This is a genomic window from Allobosea sp. UNC402CLCol (assembly GCF_000745475.1).
Classification (GTDB): Bacteria; Pseudomonadota; Alphaproteobacteria; order Rhizobiales; family Beijerinckiaceae; genus Allobosea; species Allobosea spartocytisi.
On record NZ_JQJJ01000008.1, the window covers coordinates 609945 to 635395 of the forward strand.

A 25451-nucleotide genomic window follows, 5' to 3' on the forward strand; every position below is an offset into this window, starting at 1 on the left:
CTCACCCCTTGGCGACGATTTCCTCGCGCAGGGCCCGGCGCAAGACCTTGCCGACATTGGTCTTGGGCAGGGTTTCACGGAAGAAGATCTGCCTGGGCACCTTGTAGCCGGTGAGATTCTCCTTGCAGTAGGCGCGCAGCGCGTCGGCCGTGAGCGTCTGGTCCTTGCGCACGACGAAGGCCGCGACGACCTCGCCGGAATGCTCGTCCGGAAGGCCGATCACCGCCGCTTCCAGCACGCCGGGATGCGCCGCAAGCACATCCTCGACCTCGTTGGGATAGACGTTGAAGCCCGAGACGAGGACCATGTCCTTCATGCGGTCGACGATCTTGAACTGGCCGTCGGGCAGCATCACGCCGATGTCGCCGGAGCGGAAATAGCCGTCCTCCGTCATCGCCTTCGCGGTCTCGTCGGGGCGGTTCCAGTAGCCCCGCATCACCTGCGGCCCGCGGATGCAGATCTCGCCGGGCTCACCGGGCGGCATGTCGTTGCCGTCGGCGTCGCGGACAGCGACATCGGTCGAGGGAATGGGATAGCCGATCGTGCCGGAGAACTCCTGGATGTCCGGCCGGTTGATGGTGGCGACCGGCGAGGTTTCGGAAAGCCCGTAGCCCTCGATGATCGGCTTGCCCGTGACCTCCTTCCAGTGCTTGGCGACGGCGGCCTGGGTCGCCATGCCGCCGGCCACGGCAAAGCGCAGCTCGCCGAAATTCACCGTGCCGATCTCGGGATGGTTGGCGAGCGCATTGTAGAGCGTGTTGACGCCCGAGATCAGCGTGAACCGGCTCGCCTTCAGCGTCTTGATGAAGCCGGGAATATCGCGCGGATTGGCGATCAGCAGGCTCTTGGCACCGATCCGGAGCAGGAACATGCAGCAGCAGGTCAGCGCGAAGATGTGGTAGAGCGGCAGCGCCGTCACCATGACGTGCTGATATTCGCCCCGCCCTTGCGGCGGCTCGAGCGTCCATTCGAGCCAGAATCCGGCCTGCTGAACATTGGCGGCGACGTTGCGATGCGTCAGCGTCGCGCCCTTGGCGACCCCGGTCGTGCCGCCGGTATATTGCAGGAAGGCGACGTCTTCCGGAACGATGGCGACAGGCTCCATTCCCTCCACCGTCTGCAGGATATGCCGGAGCTCGACGGCGCCCGGCAGATTGAAGGGCTTCACCACCTTCTTGATGCGGCGGGCGACGAAATTGACGATCCTGCCCTTGAAACCCATCAAATCGCCGGCCGTGGCAATGACGATGGCGTCGAGCTTCAGGTTCGCCTTCGCCTCCTCGACGACATGGGCGAAGTTCTCGATCACCACGAGGACGCGCGCACCGGCATCGTTGACCTGGTGGGTGAGCTCGCGCGCCGTATAGAGCGGGTTGACGTTGACGACGGTGAAGCCGCCGAGCAGCGTCCCGAAGATCATCGCCGGATAGGCCATGATGTTCGGCATCATCAACGCGACGCGGTCGCCCTTCTGAAGCCCCCTCGCCTGAAGCCAGCCCGCGAAGGCCTCCGCCGCGCGCAGGGTCTCGGCGAAGGTGATCGTCTTGCCGAAGCTCTCGAAGGCCGGGCGATTGGCATAGGTCGCGCAGGACGAGCGGATCAGATCCGCCAATGTCCCGATCTTCGCCTCGTCGAGCGTTTCCGGGACGGCCGGCGGATAATGCGCAAGCCACGGACGCGCACCCTGCATGGGCTGCGCGACGCCGATCGCAGTCATGGTCTCCTCCCTCTCGCCCGGCTCAGCTTGCTTGCGCGAAGCCTCCGGCGCGCTTTTTCACGACCATAGAGTGCGGAACGGCGGCCCGACGCGCAAGCGCGACCTCTCGCCACCCCACGAATTGTTTAGATATAAACCTTTCGCGGGATGGCGAGGCAAGCCCTGGCGGAGCGAGTTCCGCCGAGACTATCGTCGTAAGAGGTCCGTCTAGAGCAGGATGCGAAAAGCAGGAGCCGGCTTTTTCGCGAGAATCCTGCTCTGTCTCTTTGATGAGAGACGGATTCAGATGTCAGATGGGATCACCATGTGATTCCATCTGACATCATCCGGCTCTAGCGCGCCTGCGCCGCCGCCAGTGCCTGGGCCGAAACCACCGCTTCGGCCGGCTTGCCGGCGAGCTCCGCCAGATGGTCGAAGCGCGCGCTGAAGGAACCGACGCCGGAGGTCGCCGAGCGCAGTTCGACGATCAACCCCGGCATCTCCGCTTCCGGGACGAGGGCGTTGATCTGGTCCCAGCCGCGCCAGCCGGGGCGGGTGTCGTAGCCGAGGATCTGCCCGCGCCGGGCCGAGATCAGCGCCGAGGCACGCGACATCGCCTCGGACGGGATCACCACCTCGATGGAGAGGATCGGCTCCAGCAGCACGGGCCTGGCCTGCGGCATGGCCTCGCTCATCGCCAGTCGCGCCGCCTGGCGGAAGGCCATGTCGGAGGAATCGACGGTGTGATAGGAGCCGTCCGTCAGCGTGACCGCGAGATCGACCACCGGGAAGCCGAGCGGCCCCTTCTCGCAATAGTCGCGCATGCCCGCCTCGACCGAGCCGATATACTGGCGCGGCACCACCCCGCCGGTGATCTTGTCGATGAAGCGGATGCCCTCCCCGCGCGGCAGCCCCGCAATCTCGATCACGACATCGCCATACTGGCCATGGCCGCCGCTCTGTTTGCGATGGCGCCCGCGCGCACCGGCCTGGCCGCGGATGGTCTCGCGATAGCCGACCTGCGGTGGCCGGCTTACGACATTCACGCCGTAGCGGCCGGCGAGCTTCTCCAACGTGACGCGCAGATGCATCTCACCCTGGCCCGAAAGCCGCGTCTCGCTCAGTTCCGGCACCTGGGTGACGAGGAGCGCGGTATCCTCTTCCGCGATCTTCTGCAGCGCGGCGGCGAGCCGGACATCGTCCTTGCGGTCCTTGACCGCGATCGCGAGCGTATGCACCGGCTCGGGCGGGGCGACCGCGCTGACCACGCCGGCACGCTGCTTGCCGAGCATGAAGGCCTCGCCCGTACCGATGCCGTCGAGCTTGGCGAAGCCGGCGACCTCGCCCTCCTCTGCGGCGGGCTTGCGGCTCTGCTCGCTGCCTTTCAGGGAGACGATGCCGGCAATGCGCGCCTCGACGCCGGCGGAAGAGGTGACGACGTCGCCCTCGGCCAGCCGCCCGCGCATGACCCGGGCGAGCGAAACCTTGCCGCCCTGCCCCGCATGCCAGCTCTTCATCACCTGCGCCAATGGCGGCCCGTTCTCGACGATGCCGACCCGCCCGCGCGTCTCGCTGAGCGTCGGGGCCTCATGCCTCAGCGCCTTCAGGAGCCGCGTCACGCCATTGCCGCGCTCGGCCGCGCCGATCAACACGGGCACGACGTGGCGATGCTGCAATTCGCGGGCGAGATCGTCGAAGATGCGATCGCGCGGCGGCTCCATGTCACCGAGCAGCTCCTCCATCAATTCGTCGTCGTAATCGGCGAGCTTCTCCAGCATCGAGAAGCGCGCATCCTTCTCGCGGCCGCTCTCGTCGGGGTCGATCGGAACGATCTCGCTGGGCGCGTGCTCGCGATAGATGAAGGCCCGCTCCAGCGCGAGGTCGATGAAGCCGATGGCGATGCCCTTCTGCCAGATCGGGATCTGGCGCAGCAGCAAGGGCGTGCGCGAGGCCCGCTGCAGGATGGCGAGCGTCTCGCGCACCCGGCGCGAGGCCGTGTCGATCTTGTTCAGGAAAAGGAAGCGGGGGATGTCGGCCTCCTCGAGCTCGCGCAGCACGAGCTCGAGCGCCGGCGCCTTGCGGTCATCCGCCTCGCAGACCACCACGGCCGCGTCGACCGCCGGCAGGACATGGCGCATCTCGTGCAGGAACTCGACCGATCCGGGACAGTCGATGAATTGAAACTGGTCGCCGAGGAATTCGACGCTCGCGACATTGGGCTCGACGCTCATCTGGTGAGCCCGCGCCTCGGGCGAGGCATCGCCGACGCTGTTGCCGGCCTTGACCGAGCCGGTGCGGGAAAGCGCGCCGCATCGCATCAGGATGCTTTCGAGCAGCGTGGTCTTGCCGCTCTGGAAGGGGCCGACGATCGCGATGCATCGTGGCCCCGCGCGTCGGGTGCCGGATGCCGCGTCTCCCTTGCCGTTCTGTGCAGCCATGACGTCCTCCTTCGGGTTGGACCCACGAGGACGAAAGGCCTTTGGCCTCTCATCGACGCGGATGGAGGCCGGCGCGTCGGGACAGAAGAGCCCGCAGCACCGGTCAGGCGGCGGTCGCACCGGCCCGAGCGGGCCGAGCGGCCGTCGAAGAGGCATGTCAAGGCAGGTTCGCGCCGTTCACGGTCGGCTGCAAGGAGATTATGTGCCGCACCGCAGCGGAGCCGGCAGGCCGCGCAAGGAAGCGCCCCTCGCCGCCGGGACGACGGGGCTCAGCCGGCCCGCTCCTGCGCCTGGCGCTGGTAGACCGAGAGAAAGGCCTTGCCCATCAGCGAGCTCTCGCCATCGATGGCCTTCTGCAGGACGCTGGCGCGAATGGCCTGGATGCGGGGAGCGTCGGGCGCTGCCGCACCGGCAAGCTCGGCGAGTTGCACGGCGAGCCGGGACGCTCCCTGCTCCGACAGGATGGCCGCCCGCTCGGCCAGCTTCTCCGCTCCGCCCGCGAGCCCGGCCAGCTCGGCGGCAACCTCCGCGGTCCGGGCGGGCTTGAGATGCGCCGGATCGCCATCGAACCAGCCGGCATAGAAATGATAGATGCTGCGGACGAGGAACTCCGGATCGTCATATTTCGCCAGCAAATAGGGTTTCGCGAGGTAACCCGCCGGCACCTTCACCGCATGCAGCACCGCGTCGAGCGTGGCGCCCCGGTTCATCAACGCCAGCGTCTCGCGCACGAGATGTTCGAGCGCTTCCGCACCGTCGCGCAGCATCTGCAACGCCCGCTCCTCGCCGAAGACGACAGGGCCATGGCCGGGGATCAGGATGGCGGGCCTGAGTTGCTCCATGTGCCGGAGCGCAACGGCCCATTCGGCGGCATAGCGCTGGACCTTTCGGGGATTTCCGGCATTCGGGAACACCCAGATCACGAAGTCGCCGCTTGCCAGGACGCGCTGCTCCGGCAGCCAGACGAAGCTGGCATCATCCGTCTCACCTCGCCCATGGAAGAGTTCGAGCCGCTCGCCGCCGATCGTGAGCGACAGCGTCTCGTCATAGACCTCGTCCGGCTGCCGCTGGCCGATGGGGTAGACATAGCCGGGCTTGTTGAACTGCTGGCCCTGCACGATGCTGTTGAAGCCGTGCGAGGCCGCGTAACGCTCCATCCGCCGGCGGACATTGCGATGGGCGACGATCCGGGGGCGTGGGACGCCCCGCGCATCGGCCTCCGCATCGATGACGGCGATGCCGCTGGTGTGGTCGATATGGCCATGGGTGAAGATCACCGTATGGATCGGGCTGTCGTCCCAGCTCCGGATCACCTCCAGCGTCCGCTGCGCCGTATCCGGCTTGGCGGTGTCGATCAGGACCAGCCCTTCCGTGGTGCGGATCGCGGTGACGCTGCCGCAGAAATAGGTGGTGTGGACCGTGATGATGCCGTCCGCGACAGCGGTGATGGCGCCATCGGAAACCGCCGCCGTCCATTCCTCCATTGGCGCGCTGCCGTTCCACAGGCGCTCGAACAAGGGGTCTGAAGCCATCGGTGAACTCTCCACGCGTCACGACAGGCTTAGCATGGCTGCCGCCAGCCGAAAGCCGCTGCCGGCGATGTACTGACACCCGGCGTCAGCGGAGGCGCGACCGGCCGGCGAGCGCGCATCTAGAGCGCCGCTAGGCGTTCCCCGTTTCCTTCGTGCCCGTCGGTTCATGCATCGGGACGCCCGCCTCGCCTTCGCTCATCCGCTTGAGGCGGCTCAGCATGGCCGCCGCATAGGCCGCATAGGGACCGATCCAGCGCTCGTGAATCCCGTGGATCGGCAGCGCGTCGAGATGGTTCCAGCGCTCGCGCCCGCGCCGCTCGACGATTACAAGACCCGCCTCCTCCAGCACCTTCAGATGCTGCATCACGGTGCAGCGATCGAGTTCCGGCATAAGCTCGCACAGCATCCCCGTCGTGCGGGGGCCCGCCTTCAGCGCATCCAGAATCCGCCGCCGGGCGCGATGGCCCAGCGCCTTGAAGAGCGCGTCGTCCTGGTCGTCCATTGACATGTTATAAATCTATAACATAATAATCCCGACAGCAATGGGAGACCGTCGATGGAACCGCAGATGGATCTGAAATTTTCGGTCGCCGGGCGCATCGCGAAGCCGGTCGGCGAGGTTTTCGAGGCAGTGGTCAATCCCGACCACCTCTCCCGTTTCTTCACGACCGGCGGCGCGAAGGGGCGGCTCGAGACTGGAGCGGTCGTCACCTGGGATTTTCACGACTTCCCAGGCGCCTTCCCGGTCCATGTCGTGGAGGTGGAGAAGGACAGGCGCATCGTCCTGCGCTGGGGCTCGGCCGAGACGACGCCCGACCCCGCCGCCAGCCGCGAGACCACCGTCACGATGACCTTCGAGCCGCTCGAAGACGGCCGCACGCTCGTCCGGATATCGGAACAGGCCTGGTCACGGACGCCGGAGGGGCTGAAGGCCTCCTACGGCAATTGCGAGGGCTGGACGGGCATGCTCTGCGCGATGAAAGTCTGGCTGGAGCACGGCTTCAACCTGCGCGAGGGGTTCTACAAGTAGGGGGCAATGCGGCTCAAAGGCCGTACAGTGCAGCTGACGATCACCGACCTTTTATGCGCGGGCAGCCGCCCCTCTTCGCGCTCGATGATCTCGCACCGGCCCTCTTTGGAGACAAAACGATGTTCACTCACGTCATGATCGGCAGCAACGACCTGGAGCGGGCGAGAGAGTTCTACGACGCCACATTCGCCGCGTTGGGAGGCGAGCCCGGCGAGATCGATGCCAGAGGCAGGCTGATCTATGTCCACGACGGCGGTCGGCTGATGATCACGAAGCCGATCGACGGCAAGCCAGCGACGGCGGCCAACGGTGGGACAATCGGTATCGCCGCGGCGAGCCGTGACCATGTTCTCGCATGGCATGATGCCGGCACCGCCCATGGCGGAACGTCGATCGAGAGCCCACCCAGCGAGCGCCCGAACGGAGCCTTCGTCGCCTACCTTCGCGATCCCGACGGAAACAAGCTCACCGCGCGCACTCAGCCGACGAAGTAACACAACCGCAACAGCCGCTGCGAAGATCATCCCGCTTTCCGGGAAACCCGCCGGCAAGCGGATGGAGGGGGAAACCAGCCCCTCTATAAATTCCGCCGCTCACCCCGCAGCGTCGCCAATCCGATCCCGGCCGCATCGAACCCGCCATCGACGGCCAACACCTGCCCGGTGATGTAACTCGCCTTGTCCGAGCACAGGAAGAAGATCGACTCCGCCAACTCCTCCTCCAGCCCGTAGCGGCCGAGCGGGACGGCATCGCGATAGTCCGCGCGGATCTCCGGGCTGTGCACGGCCTTCGCCATCGCCGTCTCGACCGGGCCCGGCGCGACCGCGTTGACGCGAATGCCGAGGCTCGACAATTCGACCGCCTGCTGCTTCGTCAGATGCGCCAGCGCGGCCTTGGAGGTGCCGTAGGCGACGCGCAGCGTCGAGGCGCGCAGGCCCGAGATCGAGGTGATGTTGACGATGGCGCCGCCGCCTCGGTCGGCCATCAGCGGGGCCGCAAGCTGCGTCGCCAGGAAGGGCCCGGTGAGGTTGACCGCGAGCACGCGCTGCCATTCCTCATGGGTCGTCTCCAGCAGCGGCTTGAACACGGCCGTGCCGGCATTGTTGACCAGCGCGTCGAGCTGCCCGAAGCGCGCGACGAGCGCGTCGAAAGCGCCCGCGACCTGCTTCGGATCGGCGATGTCGCAGGCCAGCGCCAGCGTCTCCTCCGGCTTGCCGATCTCCGCCACGGCCCGCTCCAGCCCGGCCCCGTCGATGTCGAGCAGGCCGACGCACCAGCCATCTGCGAGAAAGCGCTTCGCCGTCGCCAGCCCGATGCCGCGCGCGGCGCCGGTGACGAGGGCGACCTTGGAAACTGTGCTGATCATGCGGGCATCCGGACAATGGGACGTGATCGGGAAATGGCGCCCGGAAGCTATGCTTCGCGAAGCCCCGCCCGCAAGATCGCCGGCCCGCATGCGCCTTGCCGGCATTCCCGCTCGACAAATGCCGGACTCTCCTGTATGGCCCCGCACTCAACTGAAAACAGCGAGCCGAAAGCCCGCGCTTCCGCGCGAATACGGCCATGGAGAGACCCATGAACATCATCGAGCAGATCGATGCCGAGCAGATTGCCAAACTGAGCGAAGGTCGCGAGATCCCGGCCTTCCAGCCCGGCGACACCGTGCAGGTCAACGTCAAGGTCAAGGAAGGCGAGCGTAGCCGCGTCCAGGCCTATGAGGGCGTCGTGATCGCCCGCAACGGCGGCGGCCTCAACCAGAGCTTCACCGTCCGCAAGATTTCCTATGGCGAAGGTGTCGAGCGCGTTTTCCCGCTCTTCTCGCCGAACCTCGATTCCATCAAGGTCATCCGTAAGGGCAAGGTGCGTCGCGCCAAGCTCTATTACCTGCGCGATCGCCGCGGCAAGTCGGCCCGCATCGCCGAGCGCGTCGAGGCCCGCCCCGCCAAGGGTGGCAAGGCCGCCGGCAAGTAAGCCGCGGCCCCCTTCGAGAATTCAGGAACGCGGTCCTTCGGGGCCGCGTTTTTTGTTGCGCGCAACGCTTCGTGGCGCAGGGGCACCCGGAATGATGGCCGCCCAGTCGAATGCAATAAACGCATATCGGCGCGTATAATTTTCATTTGATATGCGCATTACGCTCCTATAAGCATGCCAATCATTAGCTTGCTATTGATATTCATCCTATGGATCAGACACAGCTCCAGGCCGCCTTCACCGCCGAGCTCGCGGCCGTCAACCGCAAGCTGCGCACTCTCGTCGACGAGCGCGCCCGCGACATGGGCCTGACCTGGTCCCGTGCCCGGCTGCTGATGGAGCTCGCCCGTGAGGACGGGCCGATCCAGTCCGATCTGGCCGGCCTCCTCGACATCGAGCAGCCGACATTGGTGCGCCTGCTCGACGGGCTCGAGCGCAACGGCATGATCGAGCGCCGCGCCGTCGAAGGGGATCGCCGCGCCCGCCGCGTGTTCCTCACGCCCATGGCGCGCGCTCAAGCCGAGGACATCCTGAATTTCCTCGCCGCCCTGCGTGCTGATATCCTGCAGGGCATCGCGCCGCGGGAGCTGGAAATGGCACTCGATGTCCTGCGCCGGACGTCCCGCAACATCGCCGCCGGGCGGAGCGCCGCCCCATGAGCACGGCAGAGCCCGCTTCCGCGCCAGCCGCTGCGCCGACCCCTGCCCCGACGCAGGGCTGGTTCACCATGCCGGTGCCGCGCGCGCTCGCCTACATGCTCGCCTCGGTCACATTGGCGATGACGCAGCAGATCGGCCAGAACATCGTCAACACCAACATCTACCAGATCCAGGGCGAGCTCGGCGCCACCGTCGCCGAGACCAACTGGCTGGTCGCCGCCTATATGGCGCCCAACGTCTCGCTCTCGATCGCGCTGATCAAGATCCGCATGCAGTATGGCTTGCGCAATTTTGCGGAGATCAGCATCGCCGGCTTCGTGCTGGCCGCCGCCCTGAATTTCTTCTTCGTCCAGGATCTGCAATCGGCCGTCGCCGTGCGCTTCATGAGCGGCATGGCGGCGGCGCCGATGTCCTCGCTCGCCTTCTTCTACATGATCGAGCCGATGCCGCCGCAGCGGAAACTGACCGTCGGCCTGTCGCTGGCGCTGACCAACACCACGCTCGGCATCCCCGTGACGCGGCTGATCTCGCCCTATCTGCTCGATCTCGGCGGCTTCCACAGCCTCACCATGATCGAGATGGGGCTGGCCCTATTGGCTTTCGGCTTCGTCTACGCGCTGCCGCTGGCGACGCCGCCGCGCATCAAATGGATCGGCCCCTTCGACATCGTCAGCTATCTGCTGATCGCCATCGGCTTCGGCAGCATCGCCGTCGCGCTCAGCCTGGGCCGCCTCTACTGGTGGCTCGAGGCGCCCTGGCTCGGCTGGCTCCTTGCCGTCGCCATGGTCTGCTTGATGCTGGCCGCGATCATCGAATTGCACCGCGAAAGCCCGCTCGTCGACATTCGCTGGCTGACCAGCCCGACCACGCTGCATTTCGCCGGCACGCTGCTGCTGCTGCGCCTCGTCCTGGCGGAGCAGACCGTCGGCGCCTCGAATTTCTTCCAGGCGCTCGGCATCCAGAACGAGCAGACCGTACCGCTCTACGCGATCATCCTCGCCGCGATCATCGCCGGCGGCCTGACCTGCGCCGCGCTGCTGCGCCCCGGCCGTGAGAACGGGTTCTACGGGGCCGCGCTCGCCTGCGTCGCGCTTGGCGCCTGGCTCGACAGCGGCGCCACCAGCCTGACCCGGCCGGACGACATCTGGCTCAGCCAGTCGCTCGTCGCCTATGGCTCGGCGCTCTTCCTGCCAGCCGCGATGGCCCAGGGGCTCGGCGCGGCGATCGTACGCGGGCCGATCTACATCCTGAGCTTCTTCACCGTCTTCCTGTTCACGCAGAGCATCGGCGGCCTGTTCGGCTCGGCGATCTTCGGCACCTTCATCACGCTGAGAACGACGTTCCACTACAATGTGCTGACCGAGCATTTCACCCTGTCCGACCCGTTGGTCGCGCAGCGCGTCAGCCAGCTCGGCAGCGCCTATGGTCATGTGCTGACCGACCCGACGCTGACGCGGGCGGAAGGCGTGTCGCTGCTGGCCCAGCAGGCGACGCGGGAGGCGACGGTGCTGGCCTATAACGACGCCTTCCTGCTGATTTCGCTGATCGCCGGCCTCGCCCTGGCCGGCCTTCTCACCCATCTCGCCTTCCTGCAATGGAAGGCACGCTCGGCCGCGCCGGCCGCCTCCGCGACAACCTGACCTTCCGCTTGCGACCATGACCCGCCTGTTCCGCTCCCTTTCGACCTATATCGCGCTGGCGATCGGCCTCGCCGGCGTCGCTCTCGTCCTCTACGCTTGGCGGCTGCCACCCTTCGCGAGCGCCATCGAGAGCACCGAGAACGCCTATGTGCGCGGCCAGGTCACGGTGATCGCGCCGCAGCTCGCCGGCTATGTCGCGGAAGTGCCGGTGCAGGATTTCGCCACGGTGAAACAGGGCGACCTGCTGCTGCGCATCGACGACCGGATCTTCGCGCAGAAGCTGGAACAGGCCCGTGCCGGCCTCGCCGCCCAGCGTGCCGGCCTCGCCAATTCCGATCAGGCCCGCGCCACGGCCGAAGCCCGGCTGCGCGCCGCAGTGGCGAATGTCGCCAGTGCCGAAGCGGCCCTGCGTACCGCCGAGGCGAATTGGGGCCGGATCGAGCCGTTGCGCGAGCGCGGCGTCGTCAACCAGACCAGCACCGACCAGAGCCAGCAGGCGCTCGACCAGGCGCGCGCCTCCCTCACCGCCAACAACGCTGCCGCCGAAGTCGCGCGGCAGGATATCCAGACCGCGATCGTCAACCGCCAGTCGCTCATCGCGGCGGTCGAGGGGGCCGAAGCCGCCGTTCATCTTGCCGAGATCGACCTGATCAATACCCGGATCCTCGCCCCGCAGGATGGACGCCTCGGCGAGGTTTCCGCCCGGCTCGGGCAATATGTCTCAGCCGGCACCCAGCTCATGGCGCTCGTGCCCGCCCAGGTCTGGGTCATCGCCAATTTCAAGGAGACGCAGCTCGCCGGCATGCGTGTGGGCCAGCCGGTGAGCTTCACCGTCGATGCACTCCGCCATGCGAAGCTCAGCGGCCATATCGAGCGCTTCTCGCCGGCCGCCGGTTCCGAGTTCAGCGTGATCCGCCCTGACAACGCCACCGGCAACTTCATCAAGATCGCCCAGCGCGTCCCGGTGCGCATCGCCGTCGACCCGGGCCAGCCTCTGGCGGAACGGCTGACGCCCGGCATGTCGGTGGTCGTCAGCGTCGACACGGCGGCGCCGGGCCCCGCGTCCGGCAAATGACGGCTCCGCGAGTGGATCGATTGTCCGGCTTCCTTGGAACTGCTACACAGTAGCCATGTCGCCGTGTGTGCATCAGTTCCAGCGCTTCTGCGCCGTGCAGGGAGAGGGCCATCTGCCGCCTCTGCCGACGACGCAGGACTTCGCCGCGCTGCATGATCATGCCCGCCTGCCCTGGCGCTTCTTCGGCCGCTTCACAGCCTCCATCGCCGCAGGCCTTACCGGCGCCTGAGACCGGCCGCATCGCGCGGCCGGCGACAGGCGTAGCGTTTTTGCAAGCCGGCCTTCAACGCCGGCTTTCTCGTTTCCAGATCAGATTTGAACAGACCGAGATCAAGCCATGACTGCGACCTCAGCTCCCCGCACGCTTTACGACAAGATCTTCGACGACCACGTCGTCGACCGGCAGGATGACGGCACCTGCCTGCTCTATATCGACCGCCACCTCGTCCATGAGGTGACGAGCCCGCAGGCCTTCGAGGGCCTGCGCATGACCGGCCGCAAGGTCCGCGCGCCCGAGAAGACGCTCGCCGTCGTCGACCACAACATCCCGACGACCGACCGTTCCAAGGGCATCGCCGAAGAGGAAAGCCGCATCCAGGTCGAGGCTCTGGCGAAGAACGCCAAGGAATTCGGCGTCGAGTATTTCAACGAGCTCGACAAGCGCCAGGGCATCGTCCACATCGTCGGCCCCGAGCAGGGCTTCACCCTGCCCGGCACCACGATCGTCTGCGGCGACTCGCACACCTCGACGCACGGTGCCTTCGGCGCGCTGGCGCATGGCATCGGCACCTCGGAGGTCGAGCACGTCCTCGCCACCCAAACGCTGATCCAGAAGAAGGCGATGAACATGCTCGTCCAGGTGGACGGCACGCCCGCGCCCGGCGTCGGCGCCAAGGACATCACGCTGGCCATCATCGGCGAGATCGGCACCGCCGGCGGCACCGGCTCGGTGATCGAATATGCCGGCGAAGCCATCCGCGGCCTGACGATGGAAGGCCGCATGACGCTCTGCAACATGTCGATCGAGGGCGGTGCCCGCGCCGGCATGGTCGCCCCCGACGAGAAGGCCTTCGCCTATCTGAAGGGCCGCCCCAAGGCGCCGCAGGGCGCCGCCTGGGATGCCGCCGTGCGCTACTGGGAGACGCTGCGCTCCGACGAGGGCGCGCATTTCGACCGCGTCGTCCGCCTCGACGCCGCCAACCTGCCGCCAATCGTGTCCTGGGGCACGAGCCCCGAGGACGTGATCTCCGTCACCGGCGCGGTTCCCGATCCCGAGCTGATCCAGGACGAGGTCAAGCGCGCCTCGAAGAAGCGTGCGCTGGAGTATATGGGCCTGACCGCCGGCACCAAGATCACCGACATCCCGCTCGACGTGATCTGGATCGGCTCCTGCACCAATGGCCGCATCGAGGATCTGCGCACCGTCGCGAAGATCGTCGAGGGCAAGAAGATCCATGAGAGCCTCGACTACGGCATGATCGTCCCCGGCTCCGGCCTGGTGAAGGAGCAGGCCGAGGCCGAGGGTCTCGACAAGATCTTCATCGCCGCCGGCTTCGAATGGCGCGAGCCCGGCTGCTCGATGTGCCTCGGCATGAACCCCGACCAGCTCAAGCCCGGCCAGCGGGCAGCCTCGACCTCGAACCGCAATTTCGAGGGTCGTCAGGGCTATCGCGGCCGCACCCACCTCGTCTCGCCGGCGATGGCGGCGGCGGCGGCCTTGACCGGCCGCTTCGTCGACGTCCGCACGCTCGGCTGAACGGTCCAGCGGGGAGAGCGCCATGTCGAACGATCCCCGCGAAGCCGCCCGCGAGGCCGAGGCCAAGGCCGCGCTGGAGCGCGTGAAGCGCGACAGCGAGACCTTGCTCGGTTCCTCGATGGGCAGGGCAGCCGATCATTTCTCCGGCACCGACGCGCCGGAGGGCGACAGGATCGAGCTCTGGGGCCGGCGCATCGGCCGTGCGCTCTCGCTCCTCGGCGTGATCGTGCTGGCCTGGTGGCTCGGCCATCAACTGAAGTTCTGGTGACGGAGATGGATGCCGCCGTGGCGAAGACAGCGCGGATCGACTGGGACGGAGCGAAAGCCCCGTCGCTGGAGGCGTTCGACGACCTGGCCCAGGCCGCGTTCGACCGCCTGCCGGAGGAGTTCCGCGCGCTCTGTGCCGACGTCGTCTTCAACGTCACCGAATTCCCGGAGGACGACGTGCTGAAGGAGCTGGAGGCGGAGAGCCCCTTCGACCTGCTCGGCCTCTTCACCGGCGTCGGCCTGCCGCAACAGGGTTTCGGGCCCCAGACCGGCCAGATGCCCAACACCATCCACCTCTATCGCCGGCCGATCCTCGACTACTGGGCCGAGCACGACGAGAGCCTCGGCGCCATCGTCACCCATGTGATGATCCATGAGATCGGCCACCATTTCGGCTTCTCCGACGAGGACATGGAAGCCATCGAACAGGCGGCCGGCTGAGGCCGGGCGCGCAGGACAAGCACAGGAACCGCACCATGCAGCCCTTCACCACCCTGACCTCGACGCCGGCCCCGCTGAAGGTGGTCAATGTCGATACCGATATGATCATCCCGAAGCAGTATCTGAAGACGATCAAGCGCACCGGCCTCGGCACCGCGCTGTTCTCGGAGATGCGCTACAAGGATGACGGCTCGGAGAACCCCGATTTCGTGCTCAACCAGCCGGCCTACCGCAAGGCGGAAATCCTCGTCGCCGGCGACAATTTCGGCTGCGGCTCTTCGCGCGAGCACGCGCCCTGGGCCCTGCTCGACTTCGGCATCCGCTGCGTGATCTCCACCAGCTTCGCCGACATCTTCTACAATAACTGCTTCAAGAACGGCATCCTGCCGATCAAGGTCACGCCCGAGCAGCTCGACGCCCTGTTCGACGATGCCGAGCGCGGCTCCAACGCGACGCTGACGATCGACCTCGAGAACCAGACGATCAAGGGCCCCGACGGCGGCGAGATCAGGTTCGAGATCGACCCCTTCCGCAAGCACTGCCTGCTGAACGGTCTCGACGATATCGGCCTGACCATGGAGAAGGCGCCGAAGATCGACGCCTATGAAGAGAAGCTGAAGCAGCGCGCCTGGGCCTGAGGCGCTCGCAACGCTCCCCTCTCCCCTCGCGGGAGAGGGGAAGAACCTAAATCACCAGCCCGCGCATCGGCCCCAAATCGCCCGTGCCGGGAAACACCTTTTCCGCCAGCACCGGCCCCGATAGCCCGAACAGGTCGGCGACAACGCCCTTGGCCACGGCGCGGATGTCGGTCGTCGCCTTGAGATCGCGGTTCTGGTAGAGCTGCTCGGGCTTCAGCCCCGGCCAGTCGGCGATCATGCGCCCGCCCTTGACCGCTCCGCCGACGAGGAAAGCGACCGTGCCGGTGCCGTGATCGGTGCCCGTGGTGCCGTTCACCGCCGCGGTGCGGCCGAACTCCGTCACCACCATCACCACCGTGTCTTTCCAGACCGGCGAAAGACCCTGCTCGAAGGTCGCAAAGGCTCCGTCGAGCCCGCCGAGGAGCGTCGCGAGCCGGCCCTTGGCCCCGCCCTCATTGGCATGCGTGTCCCAACCTTCGAAGGCCAGCGCGGCGATGCGCGGCCCGTCATCGGCGCCGACGAGTCCGGCCGCGCCCTCGGCGATGCGACGCATGCCGTCGACCGAATCCGGCCCGCCACCGCCCATCTTGCCGTCCATGCCGCGCCGCTGCGCCAGGCCTTCCGTCTCGATCGCCTGCTGCAACGCCGCGGCCAGATGCGGATCGCGCTGGCCATAGAGATCGGCGAGCCGCATCGTCAGGTCGCTCCCGGCGCGCGCCATGCGCGGCGGCGCCCAGCCGAGCACCGGCGCGTCGCCGCGCACCACCAGCGGCGGCACCACGCCGACACCGAGCACGCCCTTTCGCGCGATGCCCTCGCCGGCCGGCAGGCTGGCGAGAAGGCGGTTGAGCCAGCCCGTCGCCGTATGGCCGGGTCCGGGCTGGCCGCTTTCCAGTACGTCCTGCCCGTCGAAATGCGAGCGCTCGCGATAGCCGGTCGCGGCCGCATGGACGATCGCCGCCTGCCCTGACTTGTACAGCCGCGCCAGGTTCGGCATCGCAGGATGGAGATAGAAGAAGCCGTCGAGCGGCAGCGCCGCGTCCGGCCCGTCCTTGGCGAGCGCGATGCCCTCGCGCAGGCCGGCATAGCCGGGATCGCCGATCGGCGGCACGGCCGAGAGCCCGTCGAGCGCGCCGCGCAGCACCACGACGAGGAAGCGCGGATCGCGCGCGCCGGCTGCCGCATAGGCGAATTTCGGCACGAAGGACCAGGCGAACAGCGCACCCGCCGCACCCAGTACGGCGCGGCGCGACGGCGTCATCCGTTCGCAATCGTCATCGTCGTGATGATCCATCACCGTCACCTCCGCTGGAATTCGGGCGACATCAGCAGCAGTGCGATCGCCTGCGGCCTGCTTTCGGCGCGCGCCACCGCCTGCTTCGTCTCGGGCGACAGGATCGGGCCGAGAATGTCGTCGGCCTGGCTGCGCGGATCCGGCACCGCGTTTGCCGTCTGCCGACCCCAGCCGGCAGCGACGTCGATGCGCGTCTTGATGCCCTCGGCCGAGGCCCAGGCGGCGTTGGTGTCGGCATAGCCGTTCGGGCCGGAGGGCTGCCAGAAGGGCTGCCCCATCGTGCCGAGCGGCCCGAGGATCTGTCCGGGATTGGGCTGCAGCCCCGTCGCGCGATAGGAGGCCAGCAGGAATTCCTGCGGCGAACGCACCTTGGTCGCCGGCGCCTTCCAGGCCTCGTCGCTGCCGATCAGCGCGCGATAGACGCTGGGCAGGTCGCCGCCGCTCTGGCGGAAGGTCGCGGCCAGCAGGTCGACCAGCTTCGGCGGCGGATCGTCGGCCACGAAATGGCGCACGAGCTTGGTCGCGATGAAATGGGCGGTCGAGGGATGGCGCGCCAGATCGGTCAGCGCCGCGACGCCCTGCGCCCGGCCCGGCTGGTCGTAGGAGCGGCCGAGCAGCGGCGTGACACCCGGTTCGTGGAGCCCGGCATTGAAGGCGAAGGAGCCGGGAAAGCCGAGCACGCCCTCGCGCCCCACCACCGTCCAGCCGGTGATGATCCGGGCGAGATTGGTGACGTCAGCCTGGTTGTAGCCGCCGGAGACGCCGAGCGTATGCAGCTCCATGATCTCGCGGGCGAGGTTCTCGTTGAGCCCGCGCCGCTGCCGCCGCCCGGCCGGGGAGTTGGGGCCGATCGACTGGCGGTTGTCGAGGAAGTCGAGCATCGCCGGGTGGCTCTCGGCCGCGATCAGCATGTCCTCGAAACGGCCGAAGACATGCGGGCGGATCGCCTCGCGCTCATAGGCGCCGGCCATGATCCGGCAGATATTGCTCTTGGTGGCGCCGATGCAGAAATGGTTCGACCAGAACATCACGAGCCGCTCGCCGAAGCCCGTCTCGGCCGCAAGCGCGAGATCGACGCGCGACTTCACCTCGTCGCGATAGGTCCGGAAGGGCAGTGCCGGTTCGTTGGGCGGCGGCTTGGCCGGCTGCGCGGCCTGGTTCTGGCTGGATGATTTGACCTCCGCCGGCGCCTGGGCAACCTCCATCTGGCCGGACATCGCCCCCGCTCCGGCAACCTGCATGCCCGCAGATTGCGCTCCCGGCGATGCGGCCTGCGCCTGCTGCGCGGCGACGCGCTTGGCCTCCCGGGCGATCCTTTCCTGATCTTCGAATGCGTAGAGCGCCTGCCCGATCTCGGCCGCACCCGAAAAGGCCACGCCCTGCGGCTGCGGGACGGGGCCGGCCGCGATCTCGGCCAGCAATCGGTCGCGGGCCTCCCGGCGTATCGCCTCGCCCTGCCCCGGCCTCGCTCCGACGCCGAAACGCTGGAGGGCGACGGCCCCCGCCTTCAGATCGTCCGGTCCCGCCATGCCGTCGGCCTCCGCTGACCATGCGCATCAGCATCGGCGGCGACTATGGCGAAAAACCGAAGGGTTTCATGACAAATCGGCAATGTTCGGCAATGCGAGGACGGCCAGCCGCCGGTCGAGCGATCGCTGGAGCCCGGAAAACGCTCGAGGCCCCGCTCCGATCAAGCCGTGGCGCCCCGTGCCGACCATTCAAGCCGAGCGGGGAGCGTCCGCGAAGTCACCGGTGATGATCTTGCCCCGCGCCCGGCGCAGCACCAGCGACAGCACGGCGGCGACGACCGTGTTCGCCACGACGGCGACGATGCCGTTATAGGCGCCATAACCGAGGACGAGCGATGTCGGCACCCAGGCCGTCGGGCCCCAGGACAGGTAGGTGCCCAGCCCGAAGCCGACGACCCAGCCCGCCAGCAGCGCCTCGCCGCTGAACCAGCTCGTATAGAGGCCGAAGACGATGGCCGGGAAGATCTGGATCATCCAGACGCCGCCGAGCAACTGCAGGTCGAGCGCGAACTTGGTCGGCATGAACACGATCACCGCCAGAGCACCGACCTTGACGATCAGCGACATCAGCTTGGCCAGCGACGCCTCGCGGCCCGGCGACATCTCCGGCTCGACGAAGGGGCGCCAGATATTGCGGGTGAAGGTATTGGCCGCGCCGATCGACATCACCGCCGCCGGCACCAGCGCGCCGATGGCGATGGCCGCGAAGCTGAAGCCGGCGAACCAGGACGGAAACATCTTCAGGAAGAGCTGCGGCACCGCATCCTGCGGATTGGTGACCTCGATGCCCGCGGCATGGGCCATGAACCCCATCAGCGCAATCAGCGCCAGCACCAGCGAATAGGCCGGCAGCGCGATCGCGTTGCGTCGGAGGGCCTTCGGCCCCGAGGCCGAGAGCACGCCGGTCATCGAATGCGGATACATGAACAGCGCCATCGCCGAGCCGATCGCCAATGTGATGAACGGCGCGATCTGGGCGGGCGAGAGGATGAGCCCCTGGTTCGGCTTGCCCTCATAGGCCTTCGCAGCCGCATCGAAGACGGCGCCGTAGCCGCCGAGCTTGGCCGGCACGATCACCACCGCCGCGATGACGAAGACGTAGATCATGATGTCCTTGACGAAGGCGATCATGGCAGGCGCGCGCAGCCCGCTCTTGTAGGTGTAGAGCGCCAGGATGACGAAGGCGATCGTCAGCGGCAGATGGGACATCATGCCCTCGCCCTGGAAGCCGAGCGCCTGGATCACCTTCTCCATGCCGACGAGCTGTAACGCGATATAGGGCATGGTCGCGAGGATGCCGGTGAAGGCGACCGCGAGCTCGAGGCCCTTGTTGCCGTAACGACCGTAGATGAAGTCGGAACCGGTGATGTAGCCCTTCTTATGCGCGACGTTCCAAAGCCGCGGCATCGTCAGGAAGATGAAGGGATAGATCAGGATCGTGTAGGGCACCGCGAAAAAGCCATAGGCGCCGATGGCATACACGACCGCCGGCACCGCGATGACCGTATAGGCGGTGTAGAGATCGCCGCCGAGCAGGAACCAGGTGATCCAGGCGCCGAAGCGCCGCCCGCCCAGCCCCCATTCGTGCAACTCCTCGAGATTGCCGGACTTCCAGCGCGAGGCGACGAAGCCCATCACCGTGACAAGCGCGAAGAAGAAGACGAAGACGGCCGTCGCCGGCCAGTTGAGATGGTCGATCATGAGTCGCTGCCTTCCACCTTGGAAGCGAGCCAGATGAACACCGACGAGACCGGGATCATCAGCATCAGGAACCAGTAGAACAGCGGAATGCCGGCCAGTCTCGGCTCGATGCCGTTATAGAGCGGCACCCAGAGGCAGGCGATGCAGGGGATGAGGAGAAGTAGATATTTCATGGGGGAGGTCCCCAGATTCAGGCCGCATCCGCAGCATCTGCCTGTCCGCGATCATCTTCAACAGCAAAAATGGGCAGGCTGGGCCCGGCTCTCATCCTTTTGACGGAAAACACCAAATCGGCCCCGCGCCGTAGCGCAACGCCGCGTCCTACATCACTACAGTGATCGTCTCGGCCGCACGCGTCAGCCCCGTATAGAGCCAGCGCGCCCGGTGCTCGCGGAAGGCGAAGCTCTCGTCGAAGAGCACGACATCGTCCCATTGCGAGCCCTGCGACTTATGCACCGTCAGCGCGTAGCCGAAGGTGAATTCGTCGGTGTGCTTGCGCAGCTCCCAGGGGATCTCCTCCTCGGTACCGTCGAAGAAGTTCGGCAGCACCGAGACCTTCACGGCCTTGGCCGCGGTATCGTCCTCGGGCGTCACGCGCATGGTGACGAGCCCCTTCTTCGAGGTCTTGATCTCCTGCACGATCCAGGAGCCGCCATTGAGCAAGCCCTTGCTCTTGTCGTTGCGCAGGCAGACCAGCTTCTCGCCCGCCACCGGATTGGTCTCGGTGCGGCCCATGAGCTGGCGGATGCGGGCATTGTAGTTGCGGCGCGTCTTGTTCATCCCGACGAGAACCTGGTCGGCCCCCATGACGACCTCGGGATTGACCTCGTCGCGCCGGATGACGCGGCTGGGACCATAATCGCCATAGTCGAGCCGGCCGCCCTCGCGCACGATCATCGACATCCGCACGATCGGATTGTCCGCCGCCTGGCGATGGACCTCCGTCAGCATCACGTCCGGCTCCTGCTCGGTGAAGAAGCCCCCGCCCTTCACCGGCGGCAGCTGCGCCGGATCGCCCAGCACCAGCACCGGCGTGCCGAAGGAGAGCAGGTCCTTGCCCAGCTCCTCGTCCACCATCGAGCATTCGTCGATGACGATGAGCTTGGCCTTGGCGGCCTGGCTGTCGCGGTTGAGCGCGAAGATCGGGCTCTCCTCGTCGACGCCGCGCGAGCGGTAGATCAGCGAATGGATGGTCTGCGCCTCGGCGCACCCCTTGTTGCGCAGCACCAGCGCGGCCTTGCCGGTATAGGCGGCGAAGACGACGTCTCCGTCCACCGCCTCGGCGATGTGGCGCGCGAGCGTCGTCTTGCCCGTGCCGGCATAGCCGAACAGGCGGAACACCTGCGGATCACCGGCCTGCAGCCAGCGCGCCACCGCCGACAATGCGGCATCCTGCTGGAGCGACCAGCTCATCGGTTGAAAACGATCATGACGGACATGCCGCAGAAGGGGCCGAGTCGCGCCGCGAAGGCAAGCCCGGCGGCGTCGGTTCCCGGGCTCAGGCGGCGCGCAGGCGCCGGACGAAGGCGCTGGCCTCCATTTGCAGGGCGGTGATGCGCTCGTCGAGATTGCGCGCGCTCAGCGCTCCCATATCGGCCTGATTGACGGTTTGCATATTGGCGGCGGCGATCTCCGCCATCGCCATCGCGGCCGTGCCGGTGACGCTGGAGATCCGCGCCACCGTCTCGCCGAGCGAGCCGAGCAATTCGGCATGGGAGTCGACCATGGTCGCGATCTCGGTCCCGGTCTGCTCGACCGTGCCGATGCTGTTGCCGATGGTCGAGACCGCGCCGGCGGCATGGGACAGAGCCGCGTCGACCTGTGCGATCCGGCCGACAATGCGGGATGCCGCTTCGGCAGTCTGGCCGGCAAGCGCCTTGACCTCGGAGGCGACCACCGCGAAGCCGCGGCCATGCGCGCCGGCGCGCGCGGCCTCGATCGTGGCGTTGAGCGCGAGCAGGTTGGTCTGGCGCGCCACGGCCTCGATGATGCCGACGACGTCCCGGATCTGCGTGGCCTTCTCGGCGAGCTCGGCGACCAGCTTCTGCGTGCCGCTCGCCTCCTGGCTCGCCGCGCTCGCCATCATCGAGACCCGCCTGACCTCGTCGTTGATCTGCCCGATGACGAACTCCATCCGCAGGGCGGCTTCCGTCGTGCGGTTCGCTTCCTCGCCGGCGCCGGTCACGGACGCCGCCGCGATCTCCGAGCTCCTGGAAACCTGGTTGACCCGCACGGCGGCATCCTGAAGCGTCGTGCGCAGCGTCTCGCTCGCCCGTCCGATCTCGCCGAGCAGCAGGCCGAGCTGCGCCTCGAACTCGTCGGCGATGCGCGCCAGCTCCCGGCTGCGGAGCTGCTGGTGCTGGCGGGCCTGTCCGGCTTCCGTCTCTCGCGTCACCAGGGTCGCACGGACCTCGCTGAGCTGCTGGACCGTGCGGGCGAGCTCTCCGATTTCGTCGGAGCGGCCGCAATGCGGTACGGCGATGACCCTGTCGGAACTCGTCGTCTCGCGGATCGAGATCATCAGCTCACGCAAGGGGCGCGTCAGATGGCGGCTGAGTAGCAGGAGCGCGGCGAGCCCGCCCGCCAAGGGCAGCAGGAGCGCCATGACGATGGTGCGCAATCGCACCAGCTCCGCCCGCTCGCCGGCGCGGATTCCGGCTTCGCTTGCCGTCGCCGCCAGGGCGTCGCGCATCGCCGAGGTCGTGGCGATGATCTGGCTGACATTGAGGCGCGCCTCCTCCGCGCCGGCCTCCAGCACCGCCGCCTTGGCGGAAACGCGCTGGCCGATATCGACGATACCGCGCTGGAAGGCGATGAAAGTGTTGATGCGCGCGTCGAGCGTCGGATTCGCCTCGATCATGGCCTTCGGCAACGCCGAGATGAAATGCGCGCGCGCGGCATCGACGAGTTCGATGGCGGCATCGAGCTTCTCCAGCGACGCCGCGATTTCGGCAGCCGAGGCGTCGGCATCGAGGCGGCCGAGCAGAGAGGCGTTCGCAACCCGGCTGGCGAGCAGCGAGGCGCTGCTGGCGAGCGTGATGCCGGAAAAGGCCTCCCGGTCGATGCGACGGACATCGTCAAGTCCACCTAGCACGCTGACGAGGCCGAGCGCAGCCGCGATGCTCAGCAGTGCAAAGAGCATCATGATCTTTGCCGTCAGTCCCGGTCGCCGTCTCATCATCCCACCTGTAGTGCGCCCTCTCTTTCGCCGATGCGAACGAATGACGGGTTAACGGGAGATCGAAAAAGCGGATTGGAGCAGGAAGAAAAAATATATAATTCAAATATTTAGCCGGAGAACAGATCGCATCCGGCGTCGACGCCCCCTGAGCGGGCGACTTCCTTCGGCGCCGGCATTCGCGGCCGGCAGAGCCGCCGGATAGGGGTGGAGAACCCCTGATCCGGTTCGACCGCGCAGCGATCCGACCGGCATGCGCTCTGGTCAATATTCCGGCGAATCTCTAGCGTCCGTTCCATGAGGCCGCGCGCGATCCGAATTCTCCTGCTTTGTCTCGGTGTCGCGTTTGCCGCCTATGCGGCCTTCGTGCTCTCGCCCTGGCCGTCGGCGCTGCTGACCCGCGCGGGCTTTGCCTATGGCGCCTCGAAGACCGGCGCGGCTCTCGCGAAGCATGTCCCGGCCGGGATCCGGGAACAGCGCGACATCGCCTATGGAGACGCCGCCGACGAGCGGCTCGACATCTATCTGCCGCCCGAGGGGGCACGGCCGGGACGCCCCGTCCTGGTCTGGATCCATGGCGGCGGCTTCGTCGGCGGGGACCGGCAGGACGTGGCTCCTTATCTCAGGATCGTCGCCGGCAAGGGCTACCCGACCGTAGCCATCGGCTACAGCCTCGCGCCGGCGGCGCGCTATCCCACGCCGGTGCTGCAGGCGAACAAGGCCCTCGGCTTCCTGCAGCGCGAAGCCGCCCGGCTGGGCATCGATGCGAGCACCATGGTGCTCGCAGGCGATTCGGCCGGCGCCCATATCGCGGCCCAGCTCGCGGCCGGCCTGACCGGGAAGGACTACGCCGCGACGCTTGGCCTCCGGCCCGCGGTCGAGCCCTCCCTCCTCAAGGGCGTCGTCCTGTTCTGTGGCGTCTTCGACCCCACCGCCCTCGACTTCGCCGGCCCTTTCGGCAGTTTCCTGCGCTCGATTCTCTTCGCCTATTTCGGAACGTCGGACCCGCTCGACAGCGATCGCATCACCGAGGCGGCGGTTCCGCGCTATGTCACCGAGGCCTTTCCGCCGAGCTTCATCTCGGCCGGTAATGGCGACCCGCTGGCGCCGCAATCGGTGATGATGGCCCAGGCGTTGCGCGACCGTGGCGTCAAGGTCGACACGCTGTTCTTCCCGGCCGAAACCGAGCCGAAACTGCCGCATGAATACCAGTTCGACCTCGACCGTCCGGAGGGCCGGCAGGCGCTCGACCGGCTGACGGCCTTCCTTCAGGGTCTCGGGCCTTGAGATCCGACCGGCCGGCCGCGCTCAGATCATCAGCCTGAGCAAGGGCCGTCCCGGCTTCTGCCGCGCCACCTCGACGAAACCCGCGCGGCGGAAAACGCTTTCCGGCCCGACATAGAGCCCTTCCGGGCTGCGCTTGTCCTGGTTCTCCATTGCGGCGGCTTCAATCAAGCGCGCGCCGCTCGCCCGCGCGAAATCGATCGCGCCGTCGAGCAGCGCACCCGTGACGCCCTTGCCGCGAAATCCCTTGCGGACGAAGAAGCACGAGGCGGCCCAGTTCCGCTCATCCTCCGCCGGCGCGTCCGGCAGTGGCGTCGAGGCGCGCCGCGGATTGTTCCATTCGGGGATATGCGCCCTCGGCCCGATCTGAAGCCAGCCGACGGCCTTGTCCCCGGCGTAAGCCAGCACACCCGGCGGTGGACCTTGCTTCACCCGTTCCTCGAACAGCCGGCGCGCGCCTTCCCCGAGCAGCGGCACGCGCAAGCGCTGCGGCATGCGGAAATGATTGCACCAGCAGCCGTAGCAAGGCCCCTGCGGCCCGAAGAGATCCTCCAGATCGCTCCAGCGCTCCGGCGTCAGCGGCAAGACGGCAAAACTGGCCTGGCTCATCGCAAAACTCCCGCTCGGCAACGATACGGCGTGACTGGACAGAAACTCGATATCGGCAGATCACTAGCGACAAAATCGGAGGCCCGCGCCATGTCGCTCGAAGTCTATGCCGCCTATCTCCTCGCCTGCATCGTCATCATCATCGTTCCCGGTCCCACGGTCACGCTGATCATCGCCAACAGCCTGAAGCACGGTACCCGCGCCGGCCTCCTCAATGTGGCAGGAACGCAGGCCGGGCTCGCGATCATGGTCGTGGTCGCCGGCATCGGACTGAGCTCGGTCGCCGCGGCGCTGGGCCATTGGTTCGAATGGCTGCGTCTGGCCGGCGCCGCCTATCTGATCTGGCTGGGATGGAAGATGTTCCGCTCGGCCGGCGCCGACATGGAAGGGACAGTCCCGGCGAAGCCGCCCCGTGGCGGCTTCTTCCTGCAAGGTGCGCTCGTCGCCCTGAGCAACCCGAAGACGCTGCTGTTCTTCGGCGCCTTCTTTCCGCAATTCCTCGACCCCACGCGCGACCATGCCACCCAGATCGCCATCATGGGCGCCACCGCGCTGGCTTTTGCGGCACTGAGCGACGGCACCTACGCCCTGCTCTCCGGCCGCGCCGGCCATCTGCTCTCGCAAAGGCGCGTCCGGCTGATGTCGAAGTTCAGCGGCAGCCTGCTGATCGGCGGCGGCCTCTGGCTCGCCTCGACGCGGGCGAACTGAGCGGC

25 protein-coding genes are annotated in these 25451 nt (G+C 67.2%); 13 read left to right on the forward strand and 12 right to left on the reverse strand.

Features of this window, described 5'->3' with window-relative positions:
- Position 1: 1 nt before the first annotated feature.
- The 4 genes from GY40_RS04910 to GY40_RS04925 form a co-directional block, all read right to left on the reverse strand.
- The gene (locus GY40_RS04910; protein ID WP_051987520.1) at positions 2 to 1717 is read right to left on the reverse strand and encodes an AMP-binding protein; all 1716 of its coding nucleotides are present in this window, start codon (positions 1715 to 1717) and stop codon (positions 2 to 4) included.
- Positions 1718 to 2049: 332 nt separating this feature from the next.
- Complete coding sequence (locus GY40_RS04915) at positions 2050 to 4134, reverse strand: elongation factor G (protein ID WP_051987521.1); 2085 nt, start codon at positions 4132 to 4134, stop codon at positions 2050 to 2052.
- 269 nt (positions 4135 to 4403) lie between these two features.
- Positions 4404 to 5666 carry an alkyl sulfatase dimerization domain-containing protein gene (locus tag GY40_RS04920; protein ID WP_081925142.1) on the reverse strand — a complete coding sequence of 421 codons (1263 nt, stop codon included), beginning with the start codon at positions 5664 to 5666 and terminating at the stop codon, positions 4404 to 4406.
- Positions 5667 to 5796: 130 nt separating this feature from the next.
- The gene (locus GY40_RS04925) at positions 5797 to 6174 is read right to left on the reverse strand and encodes an ArsR/SmtB family transcription factor (RefSeq protein ID WP_051987523.1); all 378 of its coding nucleotides are present in this window, start codon (positions 6172 to 6174) and stop codon (positions 5797 to 5799) included.
- Positions 6175 to 6234: 60 nt separating this feature from the next.
- Here GY40_RS04925 and GY40_RS04930 point away from each other — a divergent pair, with 60 nt between their 5' ends.
- Positions 6235 to 6696: an SRPBCC family protein gene (locus GY40_RS04930; RefSeq protein ID WP_038360132.1), complete on the forward strand. Its 462-nt coding sequence runs from the start codon at positions 6235 to 6237 to the stop codon at positions 6694 to 6696.
- 119 nt (positions 6697 to 6815) lie between these two features.
- On the forward strand, positions 6816 to 7190 hold the full coding sequence (locus tag GY40_RS04935) for a VOC family protein (protein WP_038360135.1): 375 nt from the start codon (positions 6816 to 6818) through the stop codon (positions 7188 to 7190).
- 83 nt (positions 7191 to 7273) lie between these two features.
- Here GY40_RS04935 and GY40_RS04940 read toward each other — a convergent pair whose 3' ends face one another.
- Positions 7274 to 8062, reverse strand: coding sequence for an SDR family NAD(P)-dependent oxidoreductase (locus tag GY40_RS04940; protein ID WP_038359109.1), 789 nt, complete (start codon positions 8060 to 8062; stop codon positions 7274 to 7276).
- A 209-nt stretch (positions 8063 to 8271) separates the two neighbouring features.
- Here GY40_RS04940 and rplS point away from each other — a divergent pair, with 209 nt between their 5' ends.
- The 9 genes from rplS to leuD all read left to right on the forward strand — a co-directional run bounded on the left by rplS (position 8272) and on the right by leuD (position 15143).
- Positions 8272 to 8667 carry a 50S ribosomal protein L19 gene (gene rplS / locus GY40_RS04945; RefSeq protein ID WP_038359111.1) on the forward strand — a complete coding sequence of 132 codons (396 nt, stop codon included), beginning with the start codon at positions 8272 to 8274 and terminating at the stop codon, positions 8665 to 8667.
- Between the two features lie 209 nt (positions 8668 to 8876).
- Entirely contained in the window at positions 8877 to 9326 is a 450-nt protein-coding gene (locus tag GY40_RS04950) for a MarR family winged helix-turn-helix transcriptional regulator (protein WP_038359114.1), read from the forward strand.
- Positions 9327 to 9394: 68 nt separating this feature from the next.
- Positions 9395 to 10966 (forward strand): efflux MFS transporter permease, encoded by a 1572-nt coding sequence (locus GY40_RS04955; protein ID WP_051987616.1) that lies wholly within the window; start codon positions 9395 to 9397, stop codon positions 10964 to 10966.
- Positions 10967 to 10982: 16 nt separating this feature from the next.
- Positions 10983 to 12041, forward strand: coding sequence for an HlyD family secretion protein (locus tag GY40_RS04960; protein ID WP_038359117.1), 1059 nt, complete (start codon positions 10983 to 10985; stop codon positions 12039 to 12041).
- 55 nt (positions 12042 to 12096) lie between these two features.
- Positions 12097 to 12270: a hypothetical protein gene (locus tag GY40_RS27460; RefSeq protein WP_156115872.1), complete on the forward strand. Its 174-nt coding sequence runs from the start codon at positions 12097 to 12099 to the stop codon at positions 12268 to 12270.
- 108 nt (positions 12271 to 12378) lie between these two features.
- On the forward strand, positions 12379 to 13797 hold the full coding sequence (gene leuC, locus GY40_RS04965; RefSeq protein WP_038359120.1) for a 3-isopropylmalate dehydratase large subunit: 1419 nt from the start codon (positions 12379 to 12381) through the stop codon (positions 13795 to 13797).
- Between the two features lie 22 nt (positions 13798 to 13819).
- Positions 13820 to 14065, forward strand: coding sequence for a hypothetical protein (locus GY40_RS04970; protein WP_038359123.1), 246 nt, complete (start codon positions 13820 to 13822; stop codon positions 14063 to 14065).
- 17 nt (positions 14066 to 14082) lie between these two features.
- Positions 14083 to 14505: a metallopeptidase family protein gene (locus GY40_RS04975; RefSeq protein WP_248311090.1), complete on the forward strand. Its 423-nt coding sequence runs from the start codon at positions 14083 to 14085 to the stop codon at positions 14503 to 14505.
- 35 nt (positions 14506 to 14540) lie between these two features.
- A complete protein-coding gene (leuD, locus tag GY40_RS04980) occupies positions 14541 to 15143 on the forward strand; it encodes a 3-isopropylmalate dehydratase small subunit (protein WP_038359125.1) in 603 nt (200 codons plus the stop codon).
- 46 nt (positions 15144 to 15189) lie between these two features.
- On the opposite strand, the gene GY40_RS04985 is transcribed toward leuD, so the two are convergent.
- The 6 genes from GY40_RS04985 to GY40_RS05005 form a co-directional block, all read right to left on the reverse strand.
- The gene (locus GY40_RS04985; RefSeq protein ID WP_038359127.1) at positions 15190 to 16437 is read right to left on the reverse strand and encodes a DUF1501 domain-containing protein; all 1248 of its coding nucleotides are present in this window, start codon (positions 16435 to 16437) and stop codon (positions 15190 to 15192) included.
- Between the two features lie 5 nt (positions 16438 to 16442).
- Entirely contained in the window at positions 16443 to 17966 is a 1524-nt protein-coding gene (locus GY40_RS04990; RefSeq protein WP_038359129.1) for a DUF1800 domain-containing protein, read from the reverse strand.
- A gap of 189 nt (positions 17967 to 18155) precedes the next feature.
- Positions 18156 to 19667: a monocarboxylate uptake permease MctP gene (locus tag GY40_RS04995; RefSeq protein WP_038359132.1), complete on the reverse strand. Its 1512-nt coding sequence runs from the start codon at positions 19665 to 19667 to the stop codon at positions 18156 to 18158.
- On the reverse strand, positions 19664 to 19840 hold the full coding sequence (locus GY40_RS26955) for a DUF3311 domain-containing protein (protein ID WP_081925143.1): 177 nt from the start codon (positions 19838 to 19840) through the stop codon (positions 19664 to 19666). Before GY40_RS26955 ends, GY40_RS04995 begins: the two co-directional genes overlap by 4 nt.
- A gap of 148 nt (positions 19841 to 19988) precedes the next feature.
- On the reverse strand, positions 19989 to 21080 hold the full coding sequence (locus GY40_RS05000) for an ATP-dependent DNA helicase (RefSeq protein ID WP_038359135.1): 1092 nt from the start codon (positions 21078 to 21080) through the stop codon (positions 19989 to 19991).
- Positions 21081 to 21165: 85 nt separating this feature from the next.
- Positions 21166 to 22812, reverse strand: coding sequence for a methyl-accepting chemotaxis protein (locus GY40_RS05005; protein WP_038359136.1), 1647 nt, complete (start codon positions 22810 to 22812; stop codon positions 21166 to 21168).
- 330 nt (positions 22813 to 23142) lie between these two features.
- Between GY40_RS05005 and GY40_RS05010 the strand changes: the two genes are divergently transcribed.
- The gene (locus GY40_RS05010; RefSeq protein ID WP_038359139.1) at positions 23143 to 24132 is read left to right on the forward strand and encodes an alpha/beta hydrolase; all 990 of its coding nucleotides are present in this window, start codon (positions 23143 to 23145) and stop codon (positions 24130 to 24132) included.
- Between the two features lie 21 nt (positions 24133 to 24153).
- Here GY40_RS05010 and GY40_RS05015 read toward each other — a convergent pair whose 3' ends face one another.
- Positions 24154 to 24738 (reverse strand): GNAT family N-acetyltransferase, encoded by a 585-nt coding sequence (locus GY40_RS05015; RefSeq protein ID WP_038359142.1) that lies wholly within the window; start codon positions 24736 to 24738, stop codon positions 24154 to 24156.
- Positions 24739 to 24828: 90 nt separating this feature from the next.
- Here GY40_RS05015 and GY40_RS05020 point away from each other — a divergent pair, with 90 nt between their 5' ends.
- A complete protein-coding gene (locus tag GY40_RS05020) occupies positions 24829 to 25446 on the forward strand; it encodes a LysE family translocator (RefSeq protein ID WP_038359145.1) in 618 nt (205 codons plus the stop codon).
- Positions 25447 to 25451 lie beyond the last annotated feature (5 nt).

Bases quoted from the DNA above. Each gene is read 5' to 3' on its own strand.
- GY40_RS04910 (WP_051987520.1), bottom strand. From the start codon at position 1,717: ATGACTGCGATCGGCGTCGCGCAGCCCATGCAGGGTGCGCGTCCGTGG.
- GY40_RS04915 (WP_051987521.1), bottom strand. From the start codon at position 4,134: ATGGCTGCACAGAACGGCAAGGGAGACGCGGCATCCGGCACCCGACGC.
- GY40_RS04920 (WP_081925142.1), bottom strand. From the start codon at position 5,666: ATGGCTTCAGACCCCTTGTTCGAGCGCCTGTGGAACGGCAGCGCGCCA.
- GY40_RS04925 (WP_051987523.1), bottom strand. From the start codon at position 6,174: ATGTCAATGGACGACCAGGACGACGCGCTCTTCAAGGCGCTGGGCCAT.
- GY40_RS04930 (WP_038360132.1), top strand. From the start codon at position 6,235: ATGGATCTGAAATTTTCGGTCGCCGGGCGCATCGCGAAGCCGGTCGGC.
- GY40_RS04935 (WP_038360135.1), top strand. From the start codon at position 6,816: ATGTTCACTCACGTCATGATCGGCAGCAACGACCTGGAGCGGGCGAGA.
- GY40_RS04940 (WP_038359109.1), bottom strand. From the start codon at position 8,062: ATGATCAGCACAGTTTCCAAGGTCGCCCTCGTCACCGGCGCCGCGCGC.
- rplS (WP_038359111.1), top strand. From the start codon at position 8,272: ATGAACATCATCGAGCAGATCGATGCCGAGCAGATTGCCAAACTGAGC.
- GY40_RS04950 (WP_038359114.1), top strand. From the start codon at position 8,877: ATGGATCAGACACAGCTCCAGGCCGCCTTCACCGCCGAGCTCGCGGCC.
- GY40_RS04955 (WP_051987616.1), top strand. From the start codon at position 9,395: ATGCCGGTGCCGCGCGCGCTCGCCTACATGCTCGCCTCGGTCACATTG.
- GY40_RS04960 (WP_038359117.1), top strand. From the start codon at position 10,983: ATGACCCGCCTGTTCCGCTCCCTTTCGACCTATATCGCGCTGGCGATC.
- GY40_RS27460 (WP_156115872.1), top strand. From the start codon at position 12,097: ATGTCGCCGTGTGTGCATCAGTTCCAGCGCTTCTGCGCCGTGCAGGGA.
- leuC (WP_038359120.1), top strand. From the start codon at position 12,379: ATGACTGCGACCTCAGCTCCCCGCACGCTTTACGACAAGATCTTCGAC.
- GY40_RS04970 (WP_038359123.1), top strand. From the start codon at position 13,820: ATGTCGAACGATCCCCGCGAAGCCGCCCGCGAGGCCGAGGCCAAGGCC.
- leuD (WP_038359125.1), top strand. From the start codon at position 14,541: ATGCAGCCCTTCACCACCCTGACCTCGACGCCGGCCCCGCTGAAGGTG.
- GY40_RS04985 (WP_038359127.1), bottom strand. From the start codon at position 16,437: ATGGATCATCACGACGATGACGATTGCGAACGGATGACGCCGTCGCGC.
- GY40_RS04990 (WP_038359129.1), bottom strand. From the start codon at position 17,966: ATGGCGGGACCGGACGATCTGAAGGCGGGGGCCGTCGCCCTCCAGCGT.
- GY40_RS04995 (WP_038359132.1), bottom strand. From the start codon at position 19,667: ATGATCGACCATCTCAACTGGCCGGCGACGGCCGTCTTCGTCTTCTTC.
- GY40_RS26955 (WP_081925143.1), bottom strand. From the start codon at position 19,840: ATGAAATATCTACTTCTCCTCATCCCCTGCATCGCCTGCCTCTGGGTG.
- GY40_RS05000 (WP_038359135.1), bottom strand. From the start codon at position 21,080: ATGAGCTGGTCGCTCCAGCAGGATGCCGCATTGTCGGCGGTGGCGCGC.
- GY40_RS05005 (WP_038359136.1), bottom strand. From the start codon at position 22,812: ATGATGCTCTTTGCACTGCTGAGCATCGCGGCTGCGCTCGGCCTCGTC.
- GY40_RS05010 (WP_038359139.1), top strand. From the start codon at position 23,143: ATGAGGCCGCGCGCGATCCGAATTCTCCTGCTTTGTCTCGGTGTCGCG.
- GY40_RS05015 (WP_038359142.1), bottom strand. From the start codon at position 24,738: ATGAGCCAGGCCAGTTTTGCCGTCTTGCCGCTGACGCCGGAGCGCTGG.
- GY40_RS05020 (WP_038359145.1), top strand. From the start codon at position 24,829: ATGTCGCTCGAAGTCTATGCCGCCTATCTCCTCGCCTGCATCGTCATC.